Below are 20,183 nucleotides of genomic sequence, written 5' to 3' on the forward strand. Positions count from 1 at the left end.
CTCCCACAGTGGGCCTGCAATATCAGCTGACCAGCGTGGCATCCAGGCTGATCTTCGCATTCAGTACCTTGGACACCGGGCACCCTTCCTTGGCTTTCTTGCTCAATTCATCGAACTGCGCCTGGCTGGCACCTGGAATCTTGGCCTTGAGCACCAAGTGCACGGCGGTGATCGCGAAGCCGCCATCGACCTGGTCCAGGGTCACTTCGGCCTGGGTGTCGATGCTGTCAGCCTTGAGCCCGGCGTCGCCAAGAATCATGGAAAAGGCCATGGAGAAACAGCCGGCGTGGGCCGCGCCAATCAGTTCTTCAGGATTGGTACCCTTGCCGCCTTCGAAACGGGCCTTGAAGCCGTAGGGCGCTTCGCGCAGCACGCCGGTTTCGGTGGAAATGGAGCCCAGGCCAGTCTTCAGATCACCTTCCCAATGCGCGGATGCCTTTTTAACGATACTCATAGCTTTCTCCTCGAACGGTGGTTTTGCGTCGGTAAGGTTCTGAGGATAGACGCGCCGGCAAAGTTCACTTGTAAGAGAAACCTAGCGATTAAGTAGGAAATTTAACCTTCCCTATTGAATCTCGGGTATATGCCCTCATTGCATAGGATATGCACATTGAAGCGGCAGGTTCTGGTTCGTCTAAGAAGCCTGCGCCCCCATTGGAGAAGCAGGCTTATGAAATCGCTGTCCGACGTAAAGTTCTCGACCCTCGACCTGGTGCCGGTGCGCGCCAACGGCAGCCCGGCGCAGTCGCTGCGCAATTCCCTGGATTTGGCCCAGCATGTGGAAAAGTTCGGCTACAACCGTTTCTGGGTGGCGGAACACCACAATATGGATGGCATCGCCAGCTCGGCCACCTCGGTATTGCTGGGTTACCTGGCCGGCGGTACCTCGACGATTCGTGTCGGCTCCGGCGGCGTGATGCTGCCCAACCATGCACCGCTGGTGATCGCCGAGCAGTTCGGCACCCTGGAAAGTCTCTACCCCGGCCGTATCGACCTGGGCCTGGGCCGCGCACCCGGCTCCGACCAGATGACCGCTCGCGCCCTGCGCCGTGAACGCTCCGGCAGCGCGGATGACTTCCCGGAAGACGTGGCCGAGCTGATGGCCTACCTCGGCCCACGCACACCGGACCAACGGGTGATTGCGGTGCCCGGCACCGGCACCAACGTACCGGTATGGTTGCTGGGTTCCAGCCTGTTCAGCGCGCAACTGGCGGGCGAACGCGGTTTGCCCTACGCCTTCGCCTCCCATTTCGCACCGCGTTTGATGCACGAGGCGATTCGCGTGTACCGCAACCACTTCAAGCCCTCGGCCGTGCTGGACAAGCCTTACGTGATGCTCGGCATTCCCTTGGTTGCCGCCGACACCGATGAACAGGCCGACTACCTGGCCACCTCGGTGTACCAGCGCATCCTTGCCTTGATGCGTGGGCAAAGCCTGGTGCAGCGCCCACCCGTGAAAACCATGGACGGCCTGTGGCTGTCCCATGAAAAAGACGCCGTCGGCAGTTTCCTCGGACTGGCAATGGTGGGCAGCCCGGCGAAGATCCGCGCCAAACTGGAAGTGCTGATCGAACAGACCGGCGCCGACGAATTGATCTTCACCTGCGACCTGTACGAGCACGCCGATCGGATTCATTCCTACGAGCTGCTGGCGCAGTTGATGAAGGGCTAAATCCCCAGGCGAAAAAATACCGACGCACCTGTGGCTAGGGAGCTTGCTCCCTAGCCACAGGTGCGTCGGCTTCAAGCCTGCCACACGGAATTAACCGCGCTTGTAGACGATTTCCTTGGTACCACCTTCACAGGTGCCAACCACTTTAGCGTCGGTCGAGGCGCCTTTATCCACGACTTCCAGCGAATAACCCGAAGCGCCCTTGGCGTCGATTTTCGCTGCAATTTCACTTTTCAGCTCTTCACAAGGCTTGCCCGCCGCCAGGGCCGTGCCCGCAATGCTCAACAAACCTACCGCTAACAGGAACTTCTTCATCCGTCACTTTCCTTGCGCTGATTGAAACGAGCGTGCCGACGCTGCAGGCATCGGCACCCATTGTTTGTAGCGCAGGTTATGGCAATCGGCCAGCCGGCAAGTTCAACCAGTGCGATCAACTACTGGCAATTCGAAACCCCACCTTGAGCGTGACCTGGTAGTGGGCGACCTTGCCGTCCTTGATATGACCACGGGTCTCCGTCACCTCAAACCACTCCAAGTGCTTGATGCTCTTGTTGGCTTCGGCCAGGGCATTGTTGATTGCGTCTTCGATGCTGGTGGTGGAAGAACCTACCAATTCGACTTTCTTGTAGGTGTGATGATCAGACATGGTGTTTCTCCTGAGGGTCGTCAATAAAGCCTAGCAGTCATTGTTCATACTGCTTCTGGCGACCGTTCCTACCCGAAAGTTCAGATTTACTGCACTTTCTGAAAACGCTGGAGTCGGTATCTACACACGCCACTCAATCACTTCAGGAGAATTCACATGGCCAACACTTCTTTACGCAAAGCGTCGCTGGAAAGCATGGAAGCCGAGATTTCAAGCCTGCTCAAGTCCCTTGAGAGCCTCAAGGACGATGCGTCGGATGAGTCGCGCAAAACCCTGAAGGCCCTGAAAAGCAATGCCGAGAATGCCCTCAAGCACTCCCGTCACCTGATCAGCGATGCCTACGAAGAAAGCAAAGTCAAAATCCGCGAAACCGGTGTTGCTACCCGGGACTACGCACAAGAGCACCCATGGACCACCGCCGGCGTCGCCGTTGGCGCACTGGGCCTGCTGGCAGCTTACCTGCTGTGCAAACGCGGTGACTGATTGACCGGCTACACCGGCTGGCGCGCCAGCTCAGCCTTGAGCCAGTGCGCCAACTGACCCGCACGCCCGTCTGCGGCACGCTTGGGTAGCCACAACGCCAGGTGCGCCGGGGTTTCACTGAAACCCCATGGCGCCACCAGGCGACCCGCACGCAAATCCTCTGCTACCAGCGGTTCTGGCGCAATCGCCACACCCAACCCTGCCACCGCCGCCTCCAGCAAATAATACAAATGCTCAAAACCCTGGCCGTGTTTCAACGCGCCGGGCTCGATGCCGTGCCGTTGCGCCCAACTGGGCCAGGCTTGCGGGCGTGAAGTAGTGTGCAATAAAGCTTCGCCACACAAGGCGTGCGGCGGCGCCTGGCGCAGGCGCTCGTAGCCAGCAAAACGCGGGCTCATCACCGGGCCGATACGCTCGCTCGCCAGTTCATATACCTGCATATCCGCCGGCCACGGCGGTTCGGCGAAGACCAGCAGGGCATCGAGACCGGGGCGTCGAGGGTCGAGGTCGCCGTCGCCCGCCGACAGGTGCAGGCGCAGGTTCGGCAGGTCGGCATTCAAGCGCCCCAGGCGCGGGATCAACCAACGCGCCAGAAGACTGCCTGAGCAGCCGAGCACGAAAGGTGCGTCGGCGCTGGCCTGGGTGAGTTCGGCGCACACGTCCCGCAAGCGCTCGAACGCCTCGGCGCTGGCATCTCGCAACCGCACACCTGCATCTGTGAGTTTAAGGCCGCGCCCGTCCTTGATGAACAGGCTGACACCCAAATGCTCCTCCAGCACTTTCAACTGGCGGCTGACCGCACCGTGTGTCACGTGCAATTGCTCGGCAGCCTGGCTGACGCTGTTGAGGCGGGCAGTGGCTTCAAATGCGCGCAGGGCATTGAGGGGCGGGAGGTCGCGGCTCATCTGTGAGTTTTCCTGACAGGTTGCAGCGATCTTATCGGTTTTCAGCGCCGGATGTGAGGGGTAGAGTGGCCGTCATTGCTTCCCATACAGAATTCCTACCTGGAGCGTCCCATGACTCAGTCCCAGACCGATCTGCGCAACGGCCCTGACGCCAACGGCCTGTTTGGCGCGTTTGGCGGCCGCTACGTCGCCGAAACCCTGATGCCGTTGATCCTCGACCTGGCCCGCGAATACGAAGCGGCCAAGATCGATCCGGCGTTCAACGAAGAATTGGCCTACTTCCAGCGCGACTACGTCGGCCGCCCCAGCCCGCTGTATTTCGCCGAGCGCCTGACCGAGTTCTGCGGCGGCGCCAAGATCTACCTCAAGCGCGAAGAGCTGAACCACACCGGCGCGCACAAGATCAACAACTGCATCGGCCAGATCCTGCTGGCGCGGCGCATGGGCAAGAAACGCATCATCGCCGAGACCGGCGCCGGTATGCACGGCGTAGCCACGGCCACCGTGGCCGCGCGTTTCGGCCTGCAGTGCGTGATCTACATGGGCACCACCGACATCGAGCGCCAACAGGCCAACGTGTTCCGCATGAAGCTTTTGGGCGCTGAAGTGATCCCGGTGGTCGCCGGCACCGGCACCCTCAAGGACGCCATGAACGAAGCCCTGCGCGACTGGGTGACTAACGTCGACGACACCTTCTACCTGATCGGCACCGTGGCCGGCCCGCACCCGTACCCGGCGATGGTGCGCGACTTCCAGGCCGTGATCGGCAAGGAAACCCGCACCCAGCTGCAAGCCCAGGAAGGCCGCCTGCCGGACAGCCTGGTGGCATGCATCGGCGGTGGCTCCAACGCCATGGGCCTGTTCCACCCGTTCCTGGACGACACCAGCGTCGAGATCATCGGCGTTGAAGCCGCCGGCCACGGCATCGAGACCGGCAAGCACGCCGCCAGCCTCAACGGTGGCGTACCGGGTGTGCTGCACGGCAACCGTACCTTCCTGCTGCAGGACGACGACGGCCAGATCATCGACGCCCACTCGATTTCCGCCGGCCTCGACTACCCAGGCATCGGCCCGGAACACGCCTGGTTGCACGATATCGGCCGTGTCCAGTACACCTCGGTGACTGACGATGAAGCCTTGGACGCGTTCCACAAATGCTGCCGCCTGGAAGGGATCATTCCTGCCCTGGAAAGCGCCCACGCCCTGGCCGAAGTGTTCAAGCGCGCACCGACCCTGCCGAAGGATCACCTGATGGTGGTCAACCTGTCCGGCCGTGGCGATAAAGACATGCAGACCGTGATGCACCACATGGAACAGTCTCAGCAGGAGAAACACTAAATGAGCCGCCTGCAAACCCGCTTTGCGCAACTCAAGGAACAAAACCGCGCCGCCCTGGTGACCTTCGTCACGGCCGGCGACCCGGGTTATGACACCTCGCTCGCGATCCTCAAGGGCTTGCCCGCTGCGGGCGCCGATGTGATCGAGTTGGGCATGCCCTTCACCGACCCGATGGCCGACGGCCCGGCCATCCAACTGGCCAACATCCGCGCGCTGGAAGCCAAACAGAACCTGCTGAAAACCCTGCAGATGGTGCGTGAGTTCCGCAGGGACAACAACGACACCCCGCTGGTGTTGATGGGTTACTTCAACCCGATCCACAAATACGGTGTGCCTAAGTTCATCGCTGACGCCAAAGAGGCCGGCGTCGACGGCCTGATCGTGGTCGACATGCCGCCAGAACATAACGGCGAGCTGTGCGACCCGGCCCAGGCCGCAGGTATCGACTTTATCCGCCTGACCACGCCGACCACCGATGACGTGCGCCTGCCGACCGTGCTCAACGGCAGTTCCGGGTTCGTGTACTACGTATCCGTGGCCGGTGTGACCGGTGCTGGCGCCGCGACCCTGGAACACGTCGAGGAAGCCGTGACCCGCCTGCGTCGGCATACCGACCTGCCGATCAGCATCGGTTTTGGTATACGCACACCGGAACAGGCGGCCGCCATCGCGCGCCTGGCCGATGGCGTGGTGGTGGGCTCGGCCCTGATCGATCACATCGCCAATGCCAGTAACGATCAACAAGCAATCGATGGCGTATTGAGCCTGTGCGCGGCGCTGTCGGAAGGTGTGCGCAACGCCCGTAAGTAAGCGCCATGTAGCGAGAGGTAAAGTTCCTGATACAGAGGAATCAACGCGCGCAATCACGGCCTAAACAGCAAGACCAAGGGATTTCGAGCCGCGTTCGAGATCCCTTTTTTGTATGTGTGCCCTGAGGAATACCCGATGAAAATGCCTAAATCCGTGATTGCAGGCCTTGGTGCGCTGGTGCTTGGCGCCAGCGCCCTGGTGCAAGCCGCGCCGCCTGACCAGCGGGGTGACGACCGTGGCGGCCCGCAAGGCCAGCACGAGCAACGGGGCGACGAGCATCGCGGCCCGCAGGACAACCGTCGCGGAGGCCCACCCCAGGACTTCGGCCCGGTACGCCAGATCATTCACGACAACCACGGCCAGTTCTCCCGTGGCGCACCGCCGCCGCCGAATGTGCGCCTGGTGCGCGGCCAACCCCTGCCGCGCGGCTACTACGGCGAGCGCCTGGACAACCGTGCGCTGGCGCGCCTGCCGGTTTACCCGGGTTATGAGTGGCGCCGTTCGGGGCCGGATGTGGTGTTGATCGCGGTGGGTACCGGTATCGTCTATGAAATTCTGGACGGCGTGCTGAACTGATCCGGGCTTTTTCCATATAGGCTAGGCTTGAGGGGGAACACACTCCCTCAACACACTTCGTGCCTATTGCCGTCTAACCACCTCTGCAAGTCACGCCTTCTTGCGTTGCCGGTCGTTAAGTTAGCTGCATCAGAAGTCATTATCGTCTCCCAGGAGTCCATCATGGCATTTGATCTCATCACCCCCTCGGACCGTCGTCATTCCACGTTGCAAAAGGGTTTCAACCTGCGCTGGCCATTGGGTAACGTCCAGGGCGAGTCTTCACCCAACGGCGCCAACCTCATCTACCTCTGCCGCAACCCACAAGACATCCTCGACGCAGCCGCCCAGGCCCTGGCTATGCCCAACGGCCGCATCACGGTGCGCAGCGGCGGGCATTGCTATGAAGGATTCGTCTCTAACAAGATGCCGGATGCGCCAGGCGAGGTGTTGTCGATCCTGGACATCGGCCAGATGAACCAATTGGCCTACGACCCCAACGGGCAAATCGGCTCCGTGCTGGTACCCGCGTCGCCCCATCGCTATGCATTCCGGCTGGAGCCCGGCTGCCAGAACTGGGATACCAGCGTCGCGCTGTACAAATTGGCAGGTAAGGCGCTGCCCAGTGGATCCTGCTATTCGGTGGGACTGGGCGGGCATATCTGCGGTGGTGGCTATGGGCTGCTGTCGCGTAAATACGGGCTGGTCTGCGACTGGCTGGACGGCGTCGACCTGCTGGTCGCCAATGCTTCCGGCTCAGGTCTTGAACCTGTCCATGTGTCCCGTAACAGCCTCGACACCGATGAGCTGGACCTGTTCGCCGCCTGTTGCGGCGCCGGTGGCGGGCAGTTCGGCATCATCACCAGTTACTATTTCAAGACGCTGCCGCAAGCCCCGGAGGAAGTGCTCTGGCTGCCATTGGAATGGGACTGGTCAAACCTCACACGCGCCGCCCTCGAACGTTTGCTGCACGCCTATCAAAACTGGTTCGTGGATCATCAGGCCGACCCGAAAACCTGGGGCCTGGCCACCAAACTGGAGATGCGCCACCTCAATACTGGCAACGTGACCCTCGGCATTCACTACGTCGACAAGGACGGGAAGCTCGATGACCTGGCGCCTTTCAACGACTTTGTCAGCAGCATGCAGGCCGCGGTGGGCGTCAGTGCGACAGAGTCGCTCCTGCCGTTCCACGTCGTGCATCAGCCACGTGGTCGGCAAAAGGGTCGCCGGATCGATTCACTGCGGAGCGCCCACAAAAGCGCCAGGCGCCTGGACTGGTTGTACGCCACCCAATCACTCAACGGCTCCGGCGACAATCAGCGCGGCCGGTATAAATCGGCGTATCAGAAAGGCGGATTTACACAGCGCGTGCTGGATGCGATCTGGACGACGCTGAACTTGCCGGACGATCAGCAATACCTGACCCAAAGCCTGATCCAGATCCAGTCATTTGGCGGGCGCATCAACCAGATGGACGGCCCGATCCTGGCCCAGACGTCAGCCGCGCAACGCTCCTCGTACCTCAAATGGCAACCGCAGTGTTACTGGCACGCCGACGATGACGCCATCGACCGCGCCCATGCCGACTGGATCCGCGGCCTCTATTACGCTGCATTCACCAACGGCGTTCCCAATGACCCGGAGTTCGAGGGCTGCTACATCAACTACCCCGACCTGGACATGACCCACCTCGGTGGCAATCCCGCGAACCCCAGGAACCCTCTGTGGTATGGAATTTTCTTCCCCAACACGATCATCGAGAGCCGCCTGCGCCGAACCAAGCAACGCTGGGATCCGTTGAATGTGTTCCGTAACGAAATGTCGGTGCCCTGAGCCCGGCCAACGGGCGGCCCGCAGGCCGCCCACTGTTTACAGCTCGATCCGCTCGACCTTGCCCACCAGCAGCACATAGGAGAGTGCGCCCAACAGCGCCAGCACGGCGATGTAAGTGATCGCCGGGGCAAACGAATCGCCGCTGGCCAGGAAACCGATGACGATCGGCGTGGCAATCGCCGCCAGGTTGCCGATGAAGTTGAACACCCCGCCGGTCAGTCCCAGCAGACGTGCCGGGGCAAGGGTCGAGACCAGCGACCAGGTGATCGAGGCCAGGCCATTACCGAAGAACGCCAGGGCCAGGAAAGCGATGACCAACGGTGTCGATTCGACGAAGTTGGCGCCAATGATCGCCGTCGAGATCAACAGGCCGCTGATGATCGGCAACTTGCGGGCAAACCCCACCGAAGCGCCACGGCGGATCAGCCAGTCGGAAAACAACCCCGAACACAACACGCCGACGAAAGCCGCGAGGAAGGGCAGTGACGCGAGCATGCCGGACTTGATGAAGTCCATGCCGCGGTATTTCACCAGGTAGGTCGGGAACCAGGTCAGGAAGAACCACAACGTGGAGTTCAGGCAGAACTGCCCCAGGTAGATACCCCACAACTTGCGCTTGCTCAGGACAATGCCCAGGTCGACCCAACTGAAGGGCGCCTTGCTCTTGCTCGCTTGGGCGCTCAAGTCCACCAGCCCGCCGCCTTCGCGGATCAACTCGATTTCAGCGGCGTTGACGCCTTTGAAGTCCCGAGGCTCGCGATACAGGGCATACCAGATCGCCGCCCACAGAATGCCCACGCCACCGGTCACGACAAATACCATGTGCCAGCCGTAATGGTGCTGCAACCAGGCCAGGACCGGCGTCAGGAACGCCAGCCCGACAAACTGCCCGGAGGTGTAGAAACCAATGGCCGTGGCGCGCTCACGCTCGGGGAACCAACTGGTGACCACGCGACTGTTGATGGGGTAAGCCGGTGCTTCCAGGGCACCCACCGCCATGCGCAGCACAAACAGCGCGATGAAGCTGGCGGCAAAACCGAGCATCACGGTGGCGATGGACCACAGCAACAGGGCGGCGGTGTAGAGGATACGCGGCGGCACCCGGTCCACCAGCCAGCCGCCGGGGATCTGCATGGCGGCGTACGTCCAGCCGAACGCGGAGAAAATCAGCCCGACATGTACCGGGTCGATGCCCAGCTCACTGGTCAGCGCCGGAGCGGCAATCGACAGGTTGCTGCGGTCGAGGTAGTTGATCACCACGGTGATAAACAGCAGCACCATGATGAAGTAGCGCTTTCGGGTAGGCGTGACTAAAGAAGCCTGCCCGCTCAAGGATTCAGGTTGCATGGTAGGTGCCTCTTCTTATATTTGTTGAGGAAGGGACTTCGGCAGAAACCGGATCAACATGTGGGAGGAGGCAAGCCCTCTCCCACATGTTTGACCGCGTTCTTTCAGGCAGACATCACCACTCGGCAAAGCTGCCGTCGGCGTGGCGCCAGATCGGGTTGCGCCAGCGGTGGCCGATGGCTGCGCGTTCGATCACGTATTCCTCGTTGATCTCGATACCCAGGCCCGGCCCGTTGGGGATCTTCACAAAGCCCTGGTCATAGTCGAACACGCCCGGGTCGCGCACGTAGTCGAGCAGGTCGTTGCTCTCGTTGTAGTGAATGCCCAGGCTTTGCTCCTGGATAAACGCGTTGTAGCAAACCGCATCCAGTTGCAGGCACGCCGCCAAGGCAATCGGGCCCAGCGGGCAGTGCAGGGCCAGGGCCACGTCGTAGGCTTCGGCCATGTTGGCGATCTTGCGGGTTTCGGTGATACCGCCCGCGTGGGAAGCGTCCGGCTGGATGATGTCGACGTAGCCTTCGCTGAGCACGCGCTTGAAGTCCCAGCGCGAGAACAGGCGCTCGCCCAGGGCAATCGGGGTGCTGGTCAGCGGCGCCAGTTCCTTGAGGGCTTCGTAGTTTTCGCTGAGCACCGGCTCTTCGATAAACATCAGTTTGTACGGGTCCAGTTCTTTCATCAGCACCTTGGCCATGGGCTTGTGCACACGGCCATGGAAGTCGACGCCGATGCCGACGTTAGGGCCGACCGCATCGCGCACGGCCGCGACGTTGGCCAGGGCCAGGTCGACTTTTTCGAAGCTGTCGACGAACTGTAACTCTTCGGTGCCGTTCATTTTCACCGCAGTAAAGCCACGGGCTACAGCCTCTTTGGCGGCGCGGGCGGTGTCGGCCGGGCGGTCGCCACCGATCCACGAGTACACGCGAATCTTGTCGCGTACCTGGCCACCCAACAGGTCGCTGACCGATACGCCCAGGGCCTTGCCCTTGATGTCCCACAGCGCCTGGTCGATACCGGCGAGGGCGCTCATGTGCACGGCGCCGCCACGGTAGAATCCGCCGCGGTAGAGCACGGTCCAGATATCTTCGATATTGCGTGGGTCCTTGCCGATCAGGTAATCGGACAGTTCCTCGACCGCCGCAGCCACGGTGTGAGCGCGGCCTTCGACTACGGGCTCACCCCAGCCGGTCACGCCCTGGTCGGTCTCGACCTTGAGGAAGCACCAGCGCGGCGGGACGATAAAGGTCGTCAGTTTGGTGATTTTCATCTGTTATCTCTCTTATAGATGCAGCGCCAGGGGCGCGGAACTTGATCTCAGCTCAGGGCTTTCCAGGCGGCGACATAAGCCTGGGCGCGGCTCGCTACCTGATCCACTGTCATACCCGGTTTGAACAACCCGGAACCCAGCCCGAACCCCTTGGCGCCGGCGTCGATAAACACCTGCATGTTGTCCGGGGTAATGCCGCCCACCGGCAGCAGCAACGTGCCTGCCGGCAATACCGCCAGCCACGCCTTGATCACAGAAGGGCCCATTTGCTCGGCCGGGAACAGCTTCAACACGTCGGCGCCTTCGTCCAGCGCGGCGAACGCTTCGGTGGGCGTGGCCACACCCGGCGACAGGTAGAGGCCAGCGGCCTTGGCGGCGCGCAGGACCTTGGCATCGCTGTGGGGCATGACGATCACTTGGCCACTAGCGGCCTTCACCTGCTCGACCTGCGCAGGCGTCAACACCGTACCGGCGCCGATCAGGCAATCGGCGGGCAGGCTGTCGCGCAGGGTGCGGATGCTGGTGTAAGGGTCCGGCGAGTTGAGCGGGACTTCGATCACGCGAAAACCGGCGTCGTACAGCACCTGGCCGACCGCCAGGGCTTCGTCCGGGCGCACACCGCGCAGGATCGCGATCAAACCGTTTTGTGCCAGTGCTTGCTTGAGCATGTCAGGCCTCCGTTGCAGGTTGAGTGAGCCCGGCGGCCACTGCCAGTTGCCACAGGCCGCGCTCGGTCGCTTCCTGCGCCAGGCTGACGTGGGCGAAACCGCAGAGGGCGAGGGCGCGTTGGTAGCGCACGCAAAGCGGGCCGGCGCCCACCAGGATGATGGGGACGAGCCGTGCACTGGCTGGCAAACCGGCCAGTTCATGGCCGATCAGCAGGCCGGACAGGTAATCGGGCTGCTGCTCAGGGGTAAGTTCGGCAGTCAGCCCAAGGGTGCGCGCACTGAACAAGGTCGACAGCACGCCGCGCTGGCCATCGTTCGACAGCGCCACTTGAACGCCGCGATCAAAAGCCTCGGCCTGGAACTGCGCGGATACCTTTTGCGTACGCCCCAGCAGGCTGTGCTTGCTCAGCACCGCGAACAGTTCACCGGTCATGAAAGTGTCGAAGTGGGTGATGCAACCTTCCACCACCTCGACCCATTTGGAATGGCTGCCGGGTAGGCCGATCAACATTTCACCGTTGGCCGACAGGCTTTGCAGCACACCCAGCACCTGGGTTTCTTCACCGCGCATCACATTGGGCAAACCGACCTGCTCGATCACGCCGGGCACGATATGCACATCGACGCCGCGCAGGCTGCGCACCGTGTGCAACGCCTGGCCCAGGCTGGCGACGTCGACCGGCGTATTGCGATATGCCGCCTCGCTCCAGCCCTGGGCGCTGCCGACCATGCCGCAGGCGATCACCGGAAGATGGGGTTGGGCGTCGAGCCAGTCGCCGCATGCCGCATCGAACGCCAACTCGAAGCCATCGCTGCAGTGCACACCGCCGATGTCCCGGGGCTCACTGGGCAAATGCATGATGCCCGACGCCAGCGAGCGCTGTTCCAGCACGACGCCTGCGGGCCCGAGTTTATAAGCACGAAGGGAGCTGGTCCCCCAATCGAGCGCGATCAATTGCGCCTGCATCGCTTCACCTGAAATGAGTGGGTGCTGAAAAAAGCAGATGGGCGAATATAAACCTATGGCCGGCAATATCTCAATATATAAATAACAGTCCCATATAGTGAGACGAAACAAGATAAATCCTACAACTTCCTCGCCTTTTACTGCGGGAAGAAGCAGGTTTTATCTGATAAAGAGAGGTTAAAAAACCGACAGATCCAGCTCGCGCATCGCACCCATCCAGATCGCGTGATCGGTGTGATCCTTCAGCTCATCGCCGGTTTCAGGGTGCAGGAACACCACCAGCCCATTGCGATGCAGCGCCAGCCACGGCAGCACCACGCCAATGTATTCGGCATCGAACGCCAGCTGGCAGCTCCAGTCCGGGTGCGGGCCTACGGGCCGTTCATGCACACGGCCCATGCGCAGCGGGAACAATTTCGCGCCGTCTTCACATAGGGTGCGCGCCTGGTCGATGGTGCTGGCGTCAAAGTAGATATGGGCGTGGTAACCCTTGATACGTTGCATGACGGACTCCGGATCCAATGTGCGGCAAATCCTAGACCGCAATCGACGGCAGGGCCAGTCCGGTCAGGGACTGCGCGCTGCTGGCCTGTTCTGCCTGCAACCAGTCGACGAAACGTTCGACCAACTGCCCACGTCGCTTGCGCTGGGGCTGCACCACGTAATAGCCAAAGCGCGAAATCACCGTGTCGCTGATCGGTCGGCACAACCAGTTCTGTTCCAGCAGGTTATCCACCAAATGGCGCCAGCCGATCGCCACCCCTTGGCCGGCAATCGCTGCCTGGATCAATAAGGTGTAGTTGTCGAATCGCAGCTGGCCGGGCGTGGGCGTAGCGGTGATGCCCAGCTCGCGGAATACGCCACTCCAGTCGAACCACTGGCTGTTGTTTTCCTGGCGCAGGTGCAGCAACGGGTAGTCGGGCAAGGTGTGCACAGTCAAAGGCCTGGCCTGCTCCTTGAGCCATTGCGGGCTGCACACCGGGAATACCTCCTCGTTGAACAACCACAGGCTGTCGCCCTGCTTGAAACGGCCATCGCCAAACAGCACCGCCACGTCGATGTCGCTGCGCAGTGTCGCGTGGTTGCGCTCGCTGGTTACCAGGCTCACGTCCACCTGGGGGTTGGCGGCGTGGAAGCGATGCAGGCGCGGCATCAGCCAGTAGGCGGCGAACGCGAAGTCTGTGGCCACTTGCAGCACTTCGTGCTGGTCCTGCTGGGTGATCACACTGAGGCCCTGGTTGATGCTCTGCAAACCGCCTTGCACATGCTCGAACAGCAGGGCGCCGGCGTCGGTCAGTTCGATGCCCCGATAGATGCGGTCAAACAGGCGGATCGTCAGTTGTTCTTCAAGGCGCTTGATCTGCTGGCTGATCGCCGGCTGAGTGGTGCCCAGCTCCATCGCAGCGGCGGTAAAGCTGCGATGGCGCGCGGCCGCCTCGAATGCGCGTAGCAGGTCGAGGGACAGGTCTCCAAGGGCTTCATACATAAGCTGTGCTTATCCTAGACATTGCTCGTCATGGGCTTTACCCCATTTTTCATGGGCTGCATGCTCATTCGCATAAACACCGCCTATGGAATGCCGAAGACCCATGAAGCGCAAGAACATTCTTTTCATCATGGCCGATCAAATGGCCGCGCCGCTGCTTCCGTTCTACGGACCTTCTCCGATCAAGTTGCCGAATTTGAGCCGCCTCGCCGCACAGGGCGTGGTGTTCGACGCGGCCTATTGCAACAGCCCGCTGTGCGCGCCCTCACGCTTCACCCTGGTCAGCGGCCAATTGCCGAGCAAGATCGGCGCCTACGACAACGCGGCGGATTTTCCCGCCGATGTGCCGACCTATGCCCACTACCTGCGGCGCCTGGGTTATCGAACCGCGCTGTCGGGCAAGATGCACTTCTGCGGCCCCGACCAATTGCACGGCTATGAAGAACGCCTGACCAGCGACATCTACCCCGCCGACTATGGCTGGGCGGTGAACTGGGATGAGCCGGACGTACGCCCCACCTGGTACCACAACATGTCCTCGGTGCTGCAAGCCGGCCCGTGCGTGCGCACCAACCAACTGGACTTCGACGAAGAGGTGGTGTTCAAGGCCCAGCAGTACCTGTTCGACCACATCCGCGAAGACGGTAACCAGCCGTTCTGCCTGACCGTGTCGATGACCCATCCCCACGACCCGTACACCATTCCCAAGCCGTTCTGGGACCTGTACGACGACAACGACATCCCCTTGCCCGCAACGCCGAACCAGGAAGATCTCGACCCGCATTCCCAGCGTCTGCTCAAGGTCTATGACCTATGGGACAAGCCGCTGCCTGTGGATAAAATTCGCGACGCTCGCCGCGCCTACTTCGGCGCATGCAGCTACATCGACAGCAATGTCGGCAAGCTGCTGCAGACCCTGGAAGACACCGGCCTGGCCGACGACACGATCATCGTTTTCTCCGGCGACCACGGCGACATGCTCGGTGAGCGCGGCCTCTGGTACAAAATGCACTGGTTTGAAATGGCCGCCCGCGTGCCGCTGCTGGTCAGTGCGCCGGGGCAATTTGCGCCGGGCCGGGTGACCCAGGCCGTGTCCACCGCCGACCTGCTGCCCACCCTGGTGGAGCTGGCCGGCGGCGAGCTGGACCCGCGCCTGCCACTGGACGGTCGCTCGCTGGTCCCGCACTTGCAGGGGCAGGGCGGGCATGACGAAGTCTTTGGCGAATACATGGCCGAAGGCACCATCAGCCCATTGATGATGATTCGCCGTGGTGCCTGCAAATTCATCTACAGCGAAGACGACCCTTGTCTACTGTTCGATGTGCACAACGACCCGCACGAGCGGGAAGACCTCAGCCAGTCACCGGAACACCGGCCACTGTTCGAGGCGTTTTTGAATGAAGCGCGGGCCAAATGGGACATCCCGGCGATCCACCAGCAGGTACTCGCCAGCCAACGCCGTCGTCGCCTGGTGTTCGAGGCGCTGACCCAGGGCAAGCTGAAGAGCTGGGATCACCAGCCACTGGTGGACGCCAGTCAGCAATACATGCGCAACCATATCGACCTCGACGACCTGGAGCGCAAGGCACGTTATCCACAACCCTGCCAAAACCAATAAGTACAGAGGGAAGGCCATGCAAAAGTTAACTGCAGTAGTGGGCATGTTGGTGCTAAGTAGCGCCAATGCGTATGCGGACACCCGCTGTGAGACCGTGAAGATGGCCGATCCAGGCTGGAGCGACATTGCCGCGACCAACGCCATTACCGGTTTCCTGCTGAACGGCATGGGCTACAAGGCCAAGGTCGACACCCTGGCGGTGCCGATCACCTTCGGCGGGCTCAAGGACGGCCAGGTGGATGTATTCCTGGGCAACTGGATGCCGGCGCAGCAGGGCTTCTACGACAAATTCGTGGCCAACGGCGATGTGGTGCAGTTGGCGAAGAACCTCGACGGCACCGAGTTCACCCTCGCCGTGCCGGATTATGTGTGGGATGCCGGGGTGCATGACTTTGCCGACTTGAACAAATTCGCCGACAAGTTCGACAAGAAGATCTATGGCATCGGTTCCGGCGCGCCGGCAAATATCTCGCTGCAGGAGATCATCAAGAAGAATGACTTCGACCTGGGCCAGTGGAAGCTGATCGAGTCCAGCGAACAGGCGATGCTCGCCGAAGTCTCACGGGCGGTGAAGAAACAGCGTTTCGTCACCTTCCTCGGCTGGACGCCACACCCGATGAACGTGCAACTGAAAATGCACTATCTCAAAGGCGGCGAGAAATACTTCGGTGATACCGGCAGTGTGTATACCTTGACCCGCAAAGGGTATGCGCAGGCCTGCCCTAACGTCGGCAAACTGCTGACCAACCTGAGCTTCACCCAGGAGATGGAGAACAGCATCATGGCTGAGGTGGCCAACAACAAGGTCAGCAATGCCGACGCGGCGAAGGCGTGGATCAAGGCGAACCCGGCTGTATTGGACAAATGGCTCGACGGCGTGAAAACAGTGGATGGCCAGGATGCGTTGCCGGCAGTAAAAGCCAAACTCTAGGGCCTTGCGCTATTCCAATGTGGGAGGGGGCTTGCTCCCGATAGCGGAGTGCCAGTCAGAGAGATTTAGACGGGTCCACCTATATCGGGAGCAAGCCCCCTCCCACAAGGACCAGTGTGTACTGATACCCTGAGTCAAACCTTTTCAGCCGAGTTATAAATGCCCCGGCCCAACCGCCATACACTCTTCCCCTTCCTCAGCTGGCTCCCGCGTCAAACCCGAGCCACTGTGGGCCGGGACGCGCTGGTCGGCCTCAGCGGCGCCGTGCTCGCGCTGCCCCAGTCGATTGCCTACGCGCTGATCGCCGGTCTCCCACCGGAGTACGGTCTGTATGCCGCCATCATCCCGGTGCTGATCGCCTGCCTGTGGGGTTCATCCTGGCACCTGATCTGTGGCCCCACGGCAGCGATTTCCATCGTGCTGTACGCCAGCGTCAGTCCGCTGGCCGTGCCGGGGTCTCAGGACTACATCACCCTGATCCTGTTGCTGACATTCCTCGCCGGGGTATTCCAGTGGCTGCTGGGCATGCTGCGCTTTGGCGCGCTGGTGAACTTCGTCTCGCATTCGGTGGTGCTGGGTTTTACCCTCGGTGCCGCCGTGGTGATTGCCCTCGGGCAGTTGCCCAATCTGCTGGGCCTGGATTTACCGAGCCAGGCTACAGCGATCAATAGCCTGCTGGCGCTGATCGACCACGCTGGCGAGTGGGACCACGCCTCCCTTGCCCTTGGGCTCGGTACTTTGCTGTTGGGCGCGTTGCTCAAATACCTTGTGCCTCGCTGGCCAACGCTACTGATCGCACTGACCCTGGGTAGCCTGGCAACGTGGCTATGGCCGACGATGTTCGGACATGTGGCGCTGGTCAGTTCGTTTATCGGCAAGCTGCCACCGTTCAGCCCGTTGCCGCTGGATCCGGACATGATCCTGCGCCTGCTGCCCAGCGCCGTTGCGGTGGGCATGCTGGGGCTGGTGACCAGCCTGTCGATTGCCCGTTCGCTGTCGGCCCGTTCGCAACAATTGCTCGATGCCAACCAGGAAGTTCGCGCCCAGGGTTTATCCAATATCGTTGGCGGATTTTTCTCCGGGTATCTGTCGGCAGGGTCGTTCACCCGCTCCGGCCTCAGCTATGAGGCGGATGCCTGTTCGCCGTTGGCCGGGGTGTTTTCCGCAGTATGGGTGGCCTTGTTTGCGCTGTTTGGCGCCGCATTGATCGCACATATTCCGATCCCGAGCATGGCCGCCAGCATCTTGCTGATTTCCTGGGGCCTGGTGGATCGTCGGGGTATTCGTGCGTTGTTCCGCGTGAGCCGCGCAGAGTTCGTAGTGATGAGCCTGACCTGTGTCGCCACCTTGTTGCTGGAGTTGCAAACGGCGATTTATGCGGGGGTGTTGGCCTCGTTGTTTTTCTACCTTAAGCGCACGTCGCAGCCACGGGTTCAACAATGGCGTGATGGGGGAGAGGATGTGTTGCGCGTCGGAGGGTCGATCTTCTTTGGCGCCAGCCATTACCTGCAAGTGCGCCTGCAAAGCTTGCAGGGTGAGCGGGTGGTGATCGAGGCGCAGCAGATCAACTTTATCGACTATTCCGGGGTGGAGATGCTGCACCAGGAGGCGCGTCGTTTAAGCGGGCTGGGCCGTAGCCTGACATTGCGCCGCGCCAGGCCGCAGGTAGTGGAAGAGTTGAAAAAACTGGAGGGGGCCGATAAATGCCCCATCCAGTTTGAAGATTGATTACTGCGCCAACTGTCGGCGCAGTTCAGCCAACACCGGCGCCGAATCCGGGCGCACACCGCGCCACAGGAAGAACGCTTCGGCCGCCTGCTCCACCAGCATGCCCAGGCCATCCATCGCCACGGCTGCGCCTTGCTCACTGGCCCAACGGCAGAACGCGGTGGGTTCCTTGGCGTACATCATGTCGTAGCAAAATGTCTTGCCCGGTTCGATCAGGCTGCCGGCAATCGGCGGTACATCGCCTGACAGGCTGGCGGACGTGGCATTGATGATCACGTCCACCGGCTCACGCAGCCAGTCGAAACCACTGGCGGACACCGGGCCCAGGTCGTCGAACAGCTCGGCGAGCAATTCGGCTTTTTCCACGGTGCGGTTGGCGATGATCAACGAAGCGGGCCGTTCAGCCAGCAACGGCTCCAACGCACCCCTTACCGCGCCACCCGCGCCCAGCAACAGGATGCGTCTGCCTTGCAGATTCAAGCCGGCATTTACCGTCAGGTCGCGCACCAGGCCGGCGCCGTCGGTATTGTCGCCGAGCAACGTACCGTCAGCGAGTTTGCTCAAGGTGTTCACCGCCCCGGCGCGCTGGCCCCGCTCGGTGAGGCTGTTGGCCAGGCGGTAGGCGTCTTCCTTGAACGGCACGGTGACGTTGGCACCTCGGCCCTGTTGGAAAAACTCACGGGCACAGCCGATGAAATCCTCCAAGGGCGCGAGCAAGGTGCTGTAGTCCAGTTGTTCGCCAGTCTGCTCGGCGAACATACGGTGAATCAGCGGCGATTTGCTGTGGCCGATGGGGTTGCCGAACACCACATAACGATCCATCAGACAGCCGCCTTGGGCGCCGCGACGCCCAGCCAATCGCGGTCTTGCAGGAAGTAGTCGGTGAGGCGTGCTTCTTCGCTGCCGGCCTCGGCTTTCCAGTCGTAGCTCCAGCGCACTTGGGGCGGCAGCGACATCAGGATCGACTCGGTACGCCCGCCCGACTGCAGGCCGAAGAGGGTGCCACGGTCATACACCAGGTTGAACTCAACGTAGCGACCGCGACGGAACTCCTGGAACTGGCGTTGCTGTTCGGTATAAGCGCTGGCTTTGCGGCGCTGCACAATCGGCAGGTAGGCGTCGATGTAGGCATCGCCGATGGCGCGGATAAACGCGAAGCAGGTGTCGAAGTCCCACTCGTTCAAGTCATCGAAAAACAGGCCGCCAATACCACGGGGCTCGTTGCGGTGCTTGATGTGGAAGTAGGTATCGCACCAGGCCTTGTAGCGCGAGTAAACGTCCGGGCCAAACGGCGCGCAGGCCTGCTCGGCCACGCGGTGCCAGTGAATGCAGTCTTCTTCGTTGCCGTAGTAGGGCGTGAGGTCGAAGCCGCCACCGAACCACCACACCGGCTCTTCGCCGTCTTTTTCGGCGATGAAAAAACGCACGTTGGCGTGGGACGTCGGCACGTGTGGGTTGTGCGGATGAATCACCAGCGACACGCCCAGGGCTTCAAAGCCGCGACCGGCCAGCTCGGGGCGATGCGCACTGGCTGACGGTGGGAGGCCGCTGCCGAACACGTGGGAAAAGTTAACGCCGCCCTTTTCGATGACCGAGCCGTTCTCGATCACACGGGTGCGACCGCCGCCGCCGGCAGGCCGGGTCCAGGCATCTTCGATAAAGCGAGTGTCCGTCTCGAAGGTTTCCAGGGCGCTGCAAATGCGGTCTTGCAGGTCGAGCAGGTAGGCTTTGACAGCCTCGGTGCGAGTAGTCATGACATCACCTTGAATCGGGCAAAGCTACGCGAAGCCGTGGGGCGTCGGCGGCAAATGGGCGCACAGGATACCACTGCACTTGGATAGCACTGCACTTAGGAGCGCCGCAGTTGACGAAGATCAAGCTTAGGAGTCCGATAGGGGGCTACGCGAATTCGACCTCAGGAGAAGTGCA

The 20,183-nt window shown here is 61.4% G+C and carries 21 protein-coding genes; 9 read left to right on the forward strand and 12 right to left on the reverse strand.

Going from position 1 to position 20,183, the window contains the following annotated elements:
* Nucleotides 1-22: 22 nt before the first annotated feature.
* Nucleotides 23-454: an OsmC family protein gene (locus BB029_RS00445; protein WP_027608131.1), complete on the reverse strand. Its 432-nt coding sequence runs from the start codon at nucleotides 452-454 to the stop codon at nucleotides 23-25.
* A 216-nt stretch (nucleotides 455-670) separates the two neighbouring features.
* On the opposite strand from BB029_RS00445, the gene BB029_RS00450 reads away from it, so the two are divergent.
* Nucleotides 671-1,672 (forward strand): LLM class flavin-dependent oxidoreductase, encoded by a 1,002-nt coding sequence (locus BB029_RS00450; protein WP_065937884.1) that lies wholly within the window; start codon nucleotides 671-673, stop codon nucleotides 1,670-1,672.
* A 90-nt stretch (nucleotides 1,673-1,762) separates the two neighbouring features.
* On the opposite strand, the gene BB029_RS00455 is transcribed toward BB029_RS00450, so the two are convergent.
* Both BB029_RS00455 and BB029_RS00460 read right to left on the reverse strand, forming a co-directional pair.
* Nucleotides 1,763-1,987: a DUF1161 domain-containing protein gene (locus tag BB029_RS00455; RefSeq protein WP_005783407.1), complete on the reverse strand. Its 225-nt coding sequence runs from the start codon at nucleotides 1,985-1,987 to the stop codon at nucleotides 1,763-1,765.
* Nucleotides 1,988-2,102: 115 nt separating this feature from the next.
* Nucleotides 2,103-2,318 (reverse strand): dodecin, encoded by a 216-nt coding sequence (locus BB029_RS00460; protein WP_027608132.1) that lies wholly within the window; start codon nucleotides 2,316-2,318, stop codon nucleotides 2,103-2,105.
* Between the two features lie 156 nt (nucleotides 2,319-2,474).
* On the opposite strand from BB029_RS00460, the gene BB029_RS00465 reads away from it, so the two are divergent.
* Nucleotides 2,475-2,801: a YqjD family protein gene (locus BB029_RS00465; RefSeq protein ID WP_003170746.1), complete on the forward strand. Its 327-nt coding sequence runs from the start codon at nucleotides 2,475-2,477 to the stop codon at nucleotides 2,799-2,801.
* An 8-nt stretch (nucleotides 2,802-2,809) separates the two neighbouring features.
* Here the strand turns inward: BB029_RS00465 and BB029_RS00470 are convergent, their stop codons facing one another.
* Nucleotides 2,810-3,706, reverse strand: coding sequence for a LysR family transcriptional regulator (locus tag BB029_RS00470; protein WP_065937885.1), 897 nt, complete (start codon nucleotides 3,704-3,706; stop codon nucleotides 2,810-2,812).
* 111 nt (nucleotides 3,707-3,817) lie between these two features.
* On the opposite strand from BB029_RS00470, the gene trpB reads away from it, so the two are divergent.
* The 4 genes from trpB to BB029_RS00490 all read left to right on the forward strand — a co-directional run bounded on the left by trpB (nucleotide 3,818) and on the right by BB029_RS00490 (nucleotide 8,245).
* Complete coding sequence (gene trpB / locus BB029_RS00475; protein ID WP_027608134.1) at nucleotides 3,818-5,044, forward strand: tryptophan synthase subunit beta; 1,227 nt, start codon at nucleotides 3,818-3,820, stop codon at nucleotides 5,042-5,044.
* Nucleotides 5,045-5,854 carry a tryptophan synthase subunit alpha gene (trpA, locus tag BB029_RS00480; protein WP_065937886.1) on the forward strand — a complete coding sequence of 270 codons (810 nt, stop codon included), beginning with the start codon at nucleotides 5,045-5,047 and terminating at the stop codon, nucleotides 5,852-5,854. It begins immediately after the preceding gene.
* A gap of 135 nt (nucleotides 5,855-5,989) precedes the next feature.
* The gene (locus BB029_RS00485; protein WP_065937887.1) at nucleotides 5,990-6,430 is read left to right on the forward strand and encodes an anti-virulence regulator CigR family protein; all 441 of its coding nucleotides are present in this window, start codon (nucleotides 5,990-5,992) and stop codon (nucleotides 6,428-6,430) included.
* A gap of 162 nt (nucleotides 6,431-6,592) precedes the next feature.
* Nucleotides 6,593-8,245 carry a BBE domain-containing protein gene (locus BB029_RS00490; RefSeq protein WP_065937888.1) on the forward strand — a complete coding sequence of 551 codons (1,653 nt, stop codon included), beginning with the start codon at nucleotides 6,593-6,595 and terminating at the stop codon, nucleotides 8,243-8,245.
* Nucleotides 8,246-8,281: 36 nt separating this feature from the next.
* Here BB029_RS00490 and BB029_RS00495 read toward each other — a convergent pair whose 3' ends face one another.
* The 6 genes from BB029_RS00495 to BB029_RS00520 all read right to left on the reverse strand — a co-directional run bounded on the left by BB029_RS00495 (nucleotide 8,282) and on the right by BB029_RS00520 (nucleotide 13,977).
* Nucleotides 8,282-9,592: an MFS transporter gene (locus BB029_RS00495; RefSeq protein WP_027608138.1), complete on the reverse strand. Its 1,311-nt coding sequence runs from the start codon at nucleotides 9,590-9,592 to the stop codon at nucleotides 8,282-8,284.
* 115 nt (nucleotides 9,593-9,707) lie between these two features.
* Entirely contained in the window at nucleotides 9,708-10,856 is a 1,149-nt protein-coding gene (dgoD, locus tag BB029_RS00500) for a galactonate dehydratase (RefSeq protein WP_003170741.1), read from the reverse strand.
* 47 nt (nucleotides 10,857-10,903) lie between these two features.
* The gene (locus BB029_RS00505; RefSeq protein ID WP_065937889.1) at nucleotides 10,904-11,524 is read right to left on the reverse strand and encodes a 2-dehydro-3-deoxy-6-phosphogalactonate aldolase; all 621 of its coding nucleotides are present in this window, start codon (nucleotides 11,522-11,524) and stop codon (nucleotides 10,904-10,906) included.
* Between the two features lies 1 nt (nucleotide 11,525).
* Nucleotides 11,526-12,491, reverse strand: a complete 966-nt coding sequence (locus tag BB029_RS00510; protein ID WP_065937890.1) for a 2-dehydro-3-deoxygalactonokinase — start codon at nucleotides 12,489-12,491, stop codon at nucleotides 11,526-11,528.
* Between the two features lie 177 nt (nucleotides 12,492-12,668).
* Nucleotides 12,669-12,995 carry a DOPA 4,5-dioxygenase family protein gene (locus tag BB029_RS00515; protein ID WP_027608141.1) on the reverse strand — a complete coding sequence of 109 codons (327 nt, stop codon included), beginning with the start codon at nucleotides 12,993-12,995 and terminating at the stop codon, nucleotides 12,669-12,671.
* 31 nt (nucleotides 12,996-13,026) lie between these two features.
* Entirely contained in the window at nucleotides 13,027-13,977 is a 951-nt protein-coding gene (locus BB029_RS00520) for a LysR family transcriptional regulator (RefSeq protein WP_065937891.1), read from the reverse strand.
* A 103-nt stretch (nucleotides 13,978-14,080) separates the two neighbouring features.
* On the opposite strand from BB029_RS00520, the gene betC reads away from it, so the two are divergent.
* The 3 genes from betC to BB029_RS00535 all read left to right on the forward strand — a co-directional run bounded on the left by betC (nucleotide 14,081) and on the right by BB029_RS00535 (nucleotide 18,254).
* Entirely contained in the window at nucleotides 14,081-15,595 is a 1,515-nt protein-coding gene (gene betC, locus BB029_RS00525; RefSeq protein ID WP_065937892.1) for a choline-sulfatase, read from the forward strand.
* A gap of 16 nt (nucleotides 15,596-15,611) precedes the next feature.
* Nucleotides 15,612-16,526 (forward strand): choline ABC transporter substrate-binding protein, encoded by a 915-nt coding sequence (gene choX, locus BB029_RS00530; RefSeq protein ID WP_065937893.1) that lies wholly within the window; start codon nucleotides 15,612-15,614, stop codon nucleotides 16,524-16,526.
* Between the two features lie 159 nt (nucleotides 16,527-16,685).
* Nucleotides 16,686-18,254, forward strand: coding sequence for a SulP family inorganic anion transporter (locus BB029_RS00535; RefSeq protein WP_065937894.1), 1,569 nt, complete (start codon nucleotides 16,686-16,688; stop codon nucleotides 18,252-18,254).
* Here BB029_RS00535 and aroE read toward each other — a convergent pair whose 3' ends face one another.
* Together aroE and hemF are read right to left on the reverse strand one after the other, a co-directional pair.
* Nucleotides 18,255-19,076, reverse strand: a complete 822-nt coding sequence (gene aroE, locus BB029_RS00540) for a shikimate dehydrogenase (RefSeq protein ID WP_065937895.1) — start codon at nucleotides 19,074-19,076, stop codon at nucleotides 18,255-18,257.
* A complete protein-coding gene (gene hemF, locus BB029_RS00545; RefSeq protein ID WP_065937896.1) occupies nucleotides 19,076-20,008 on the reverse strand; it encodes an oxygen-dependent coproporphyrinogen oxidase in 933 nt (310 codons plus the stop codon). Before hemF ends, aroE begins: the two co-directional genes overlap by 1 nt.
* Nucleotides 20,009-20,183: the final 175 nt, after the last annotated feature.

The organism is Pseudomonas sp. S3E12 (genome assembly GCF_001702295.1).
GTDB classification, from domain to species: Bacteria; Pseudomonadota; Gammaproteobacteria; order Pseudomonadales; family Pseudomonadaceae; genus Aquipseudomonas; species Aquipseudomonas marginalis.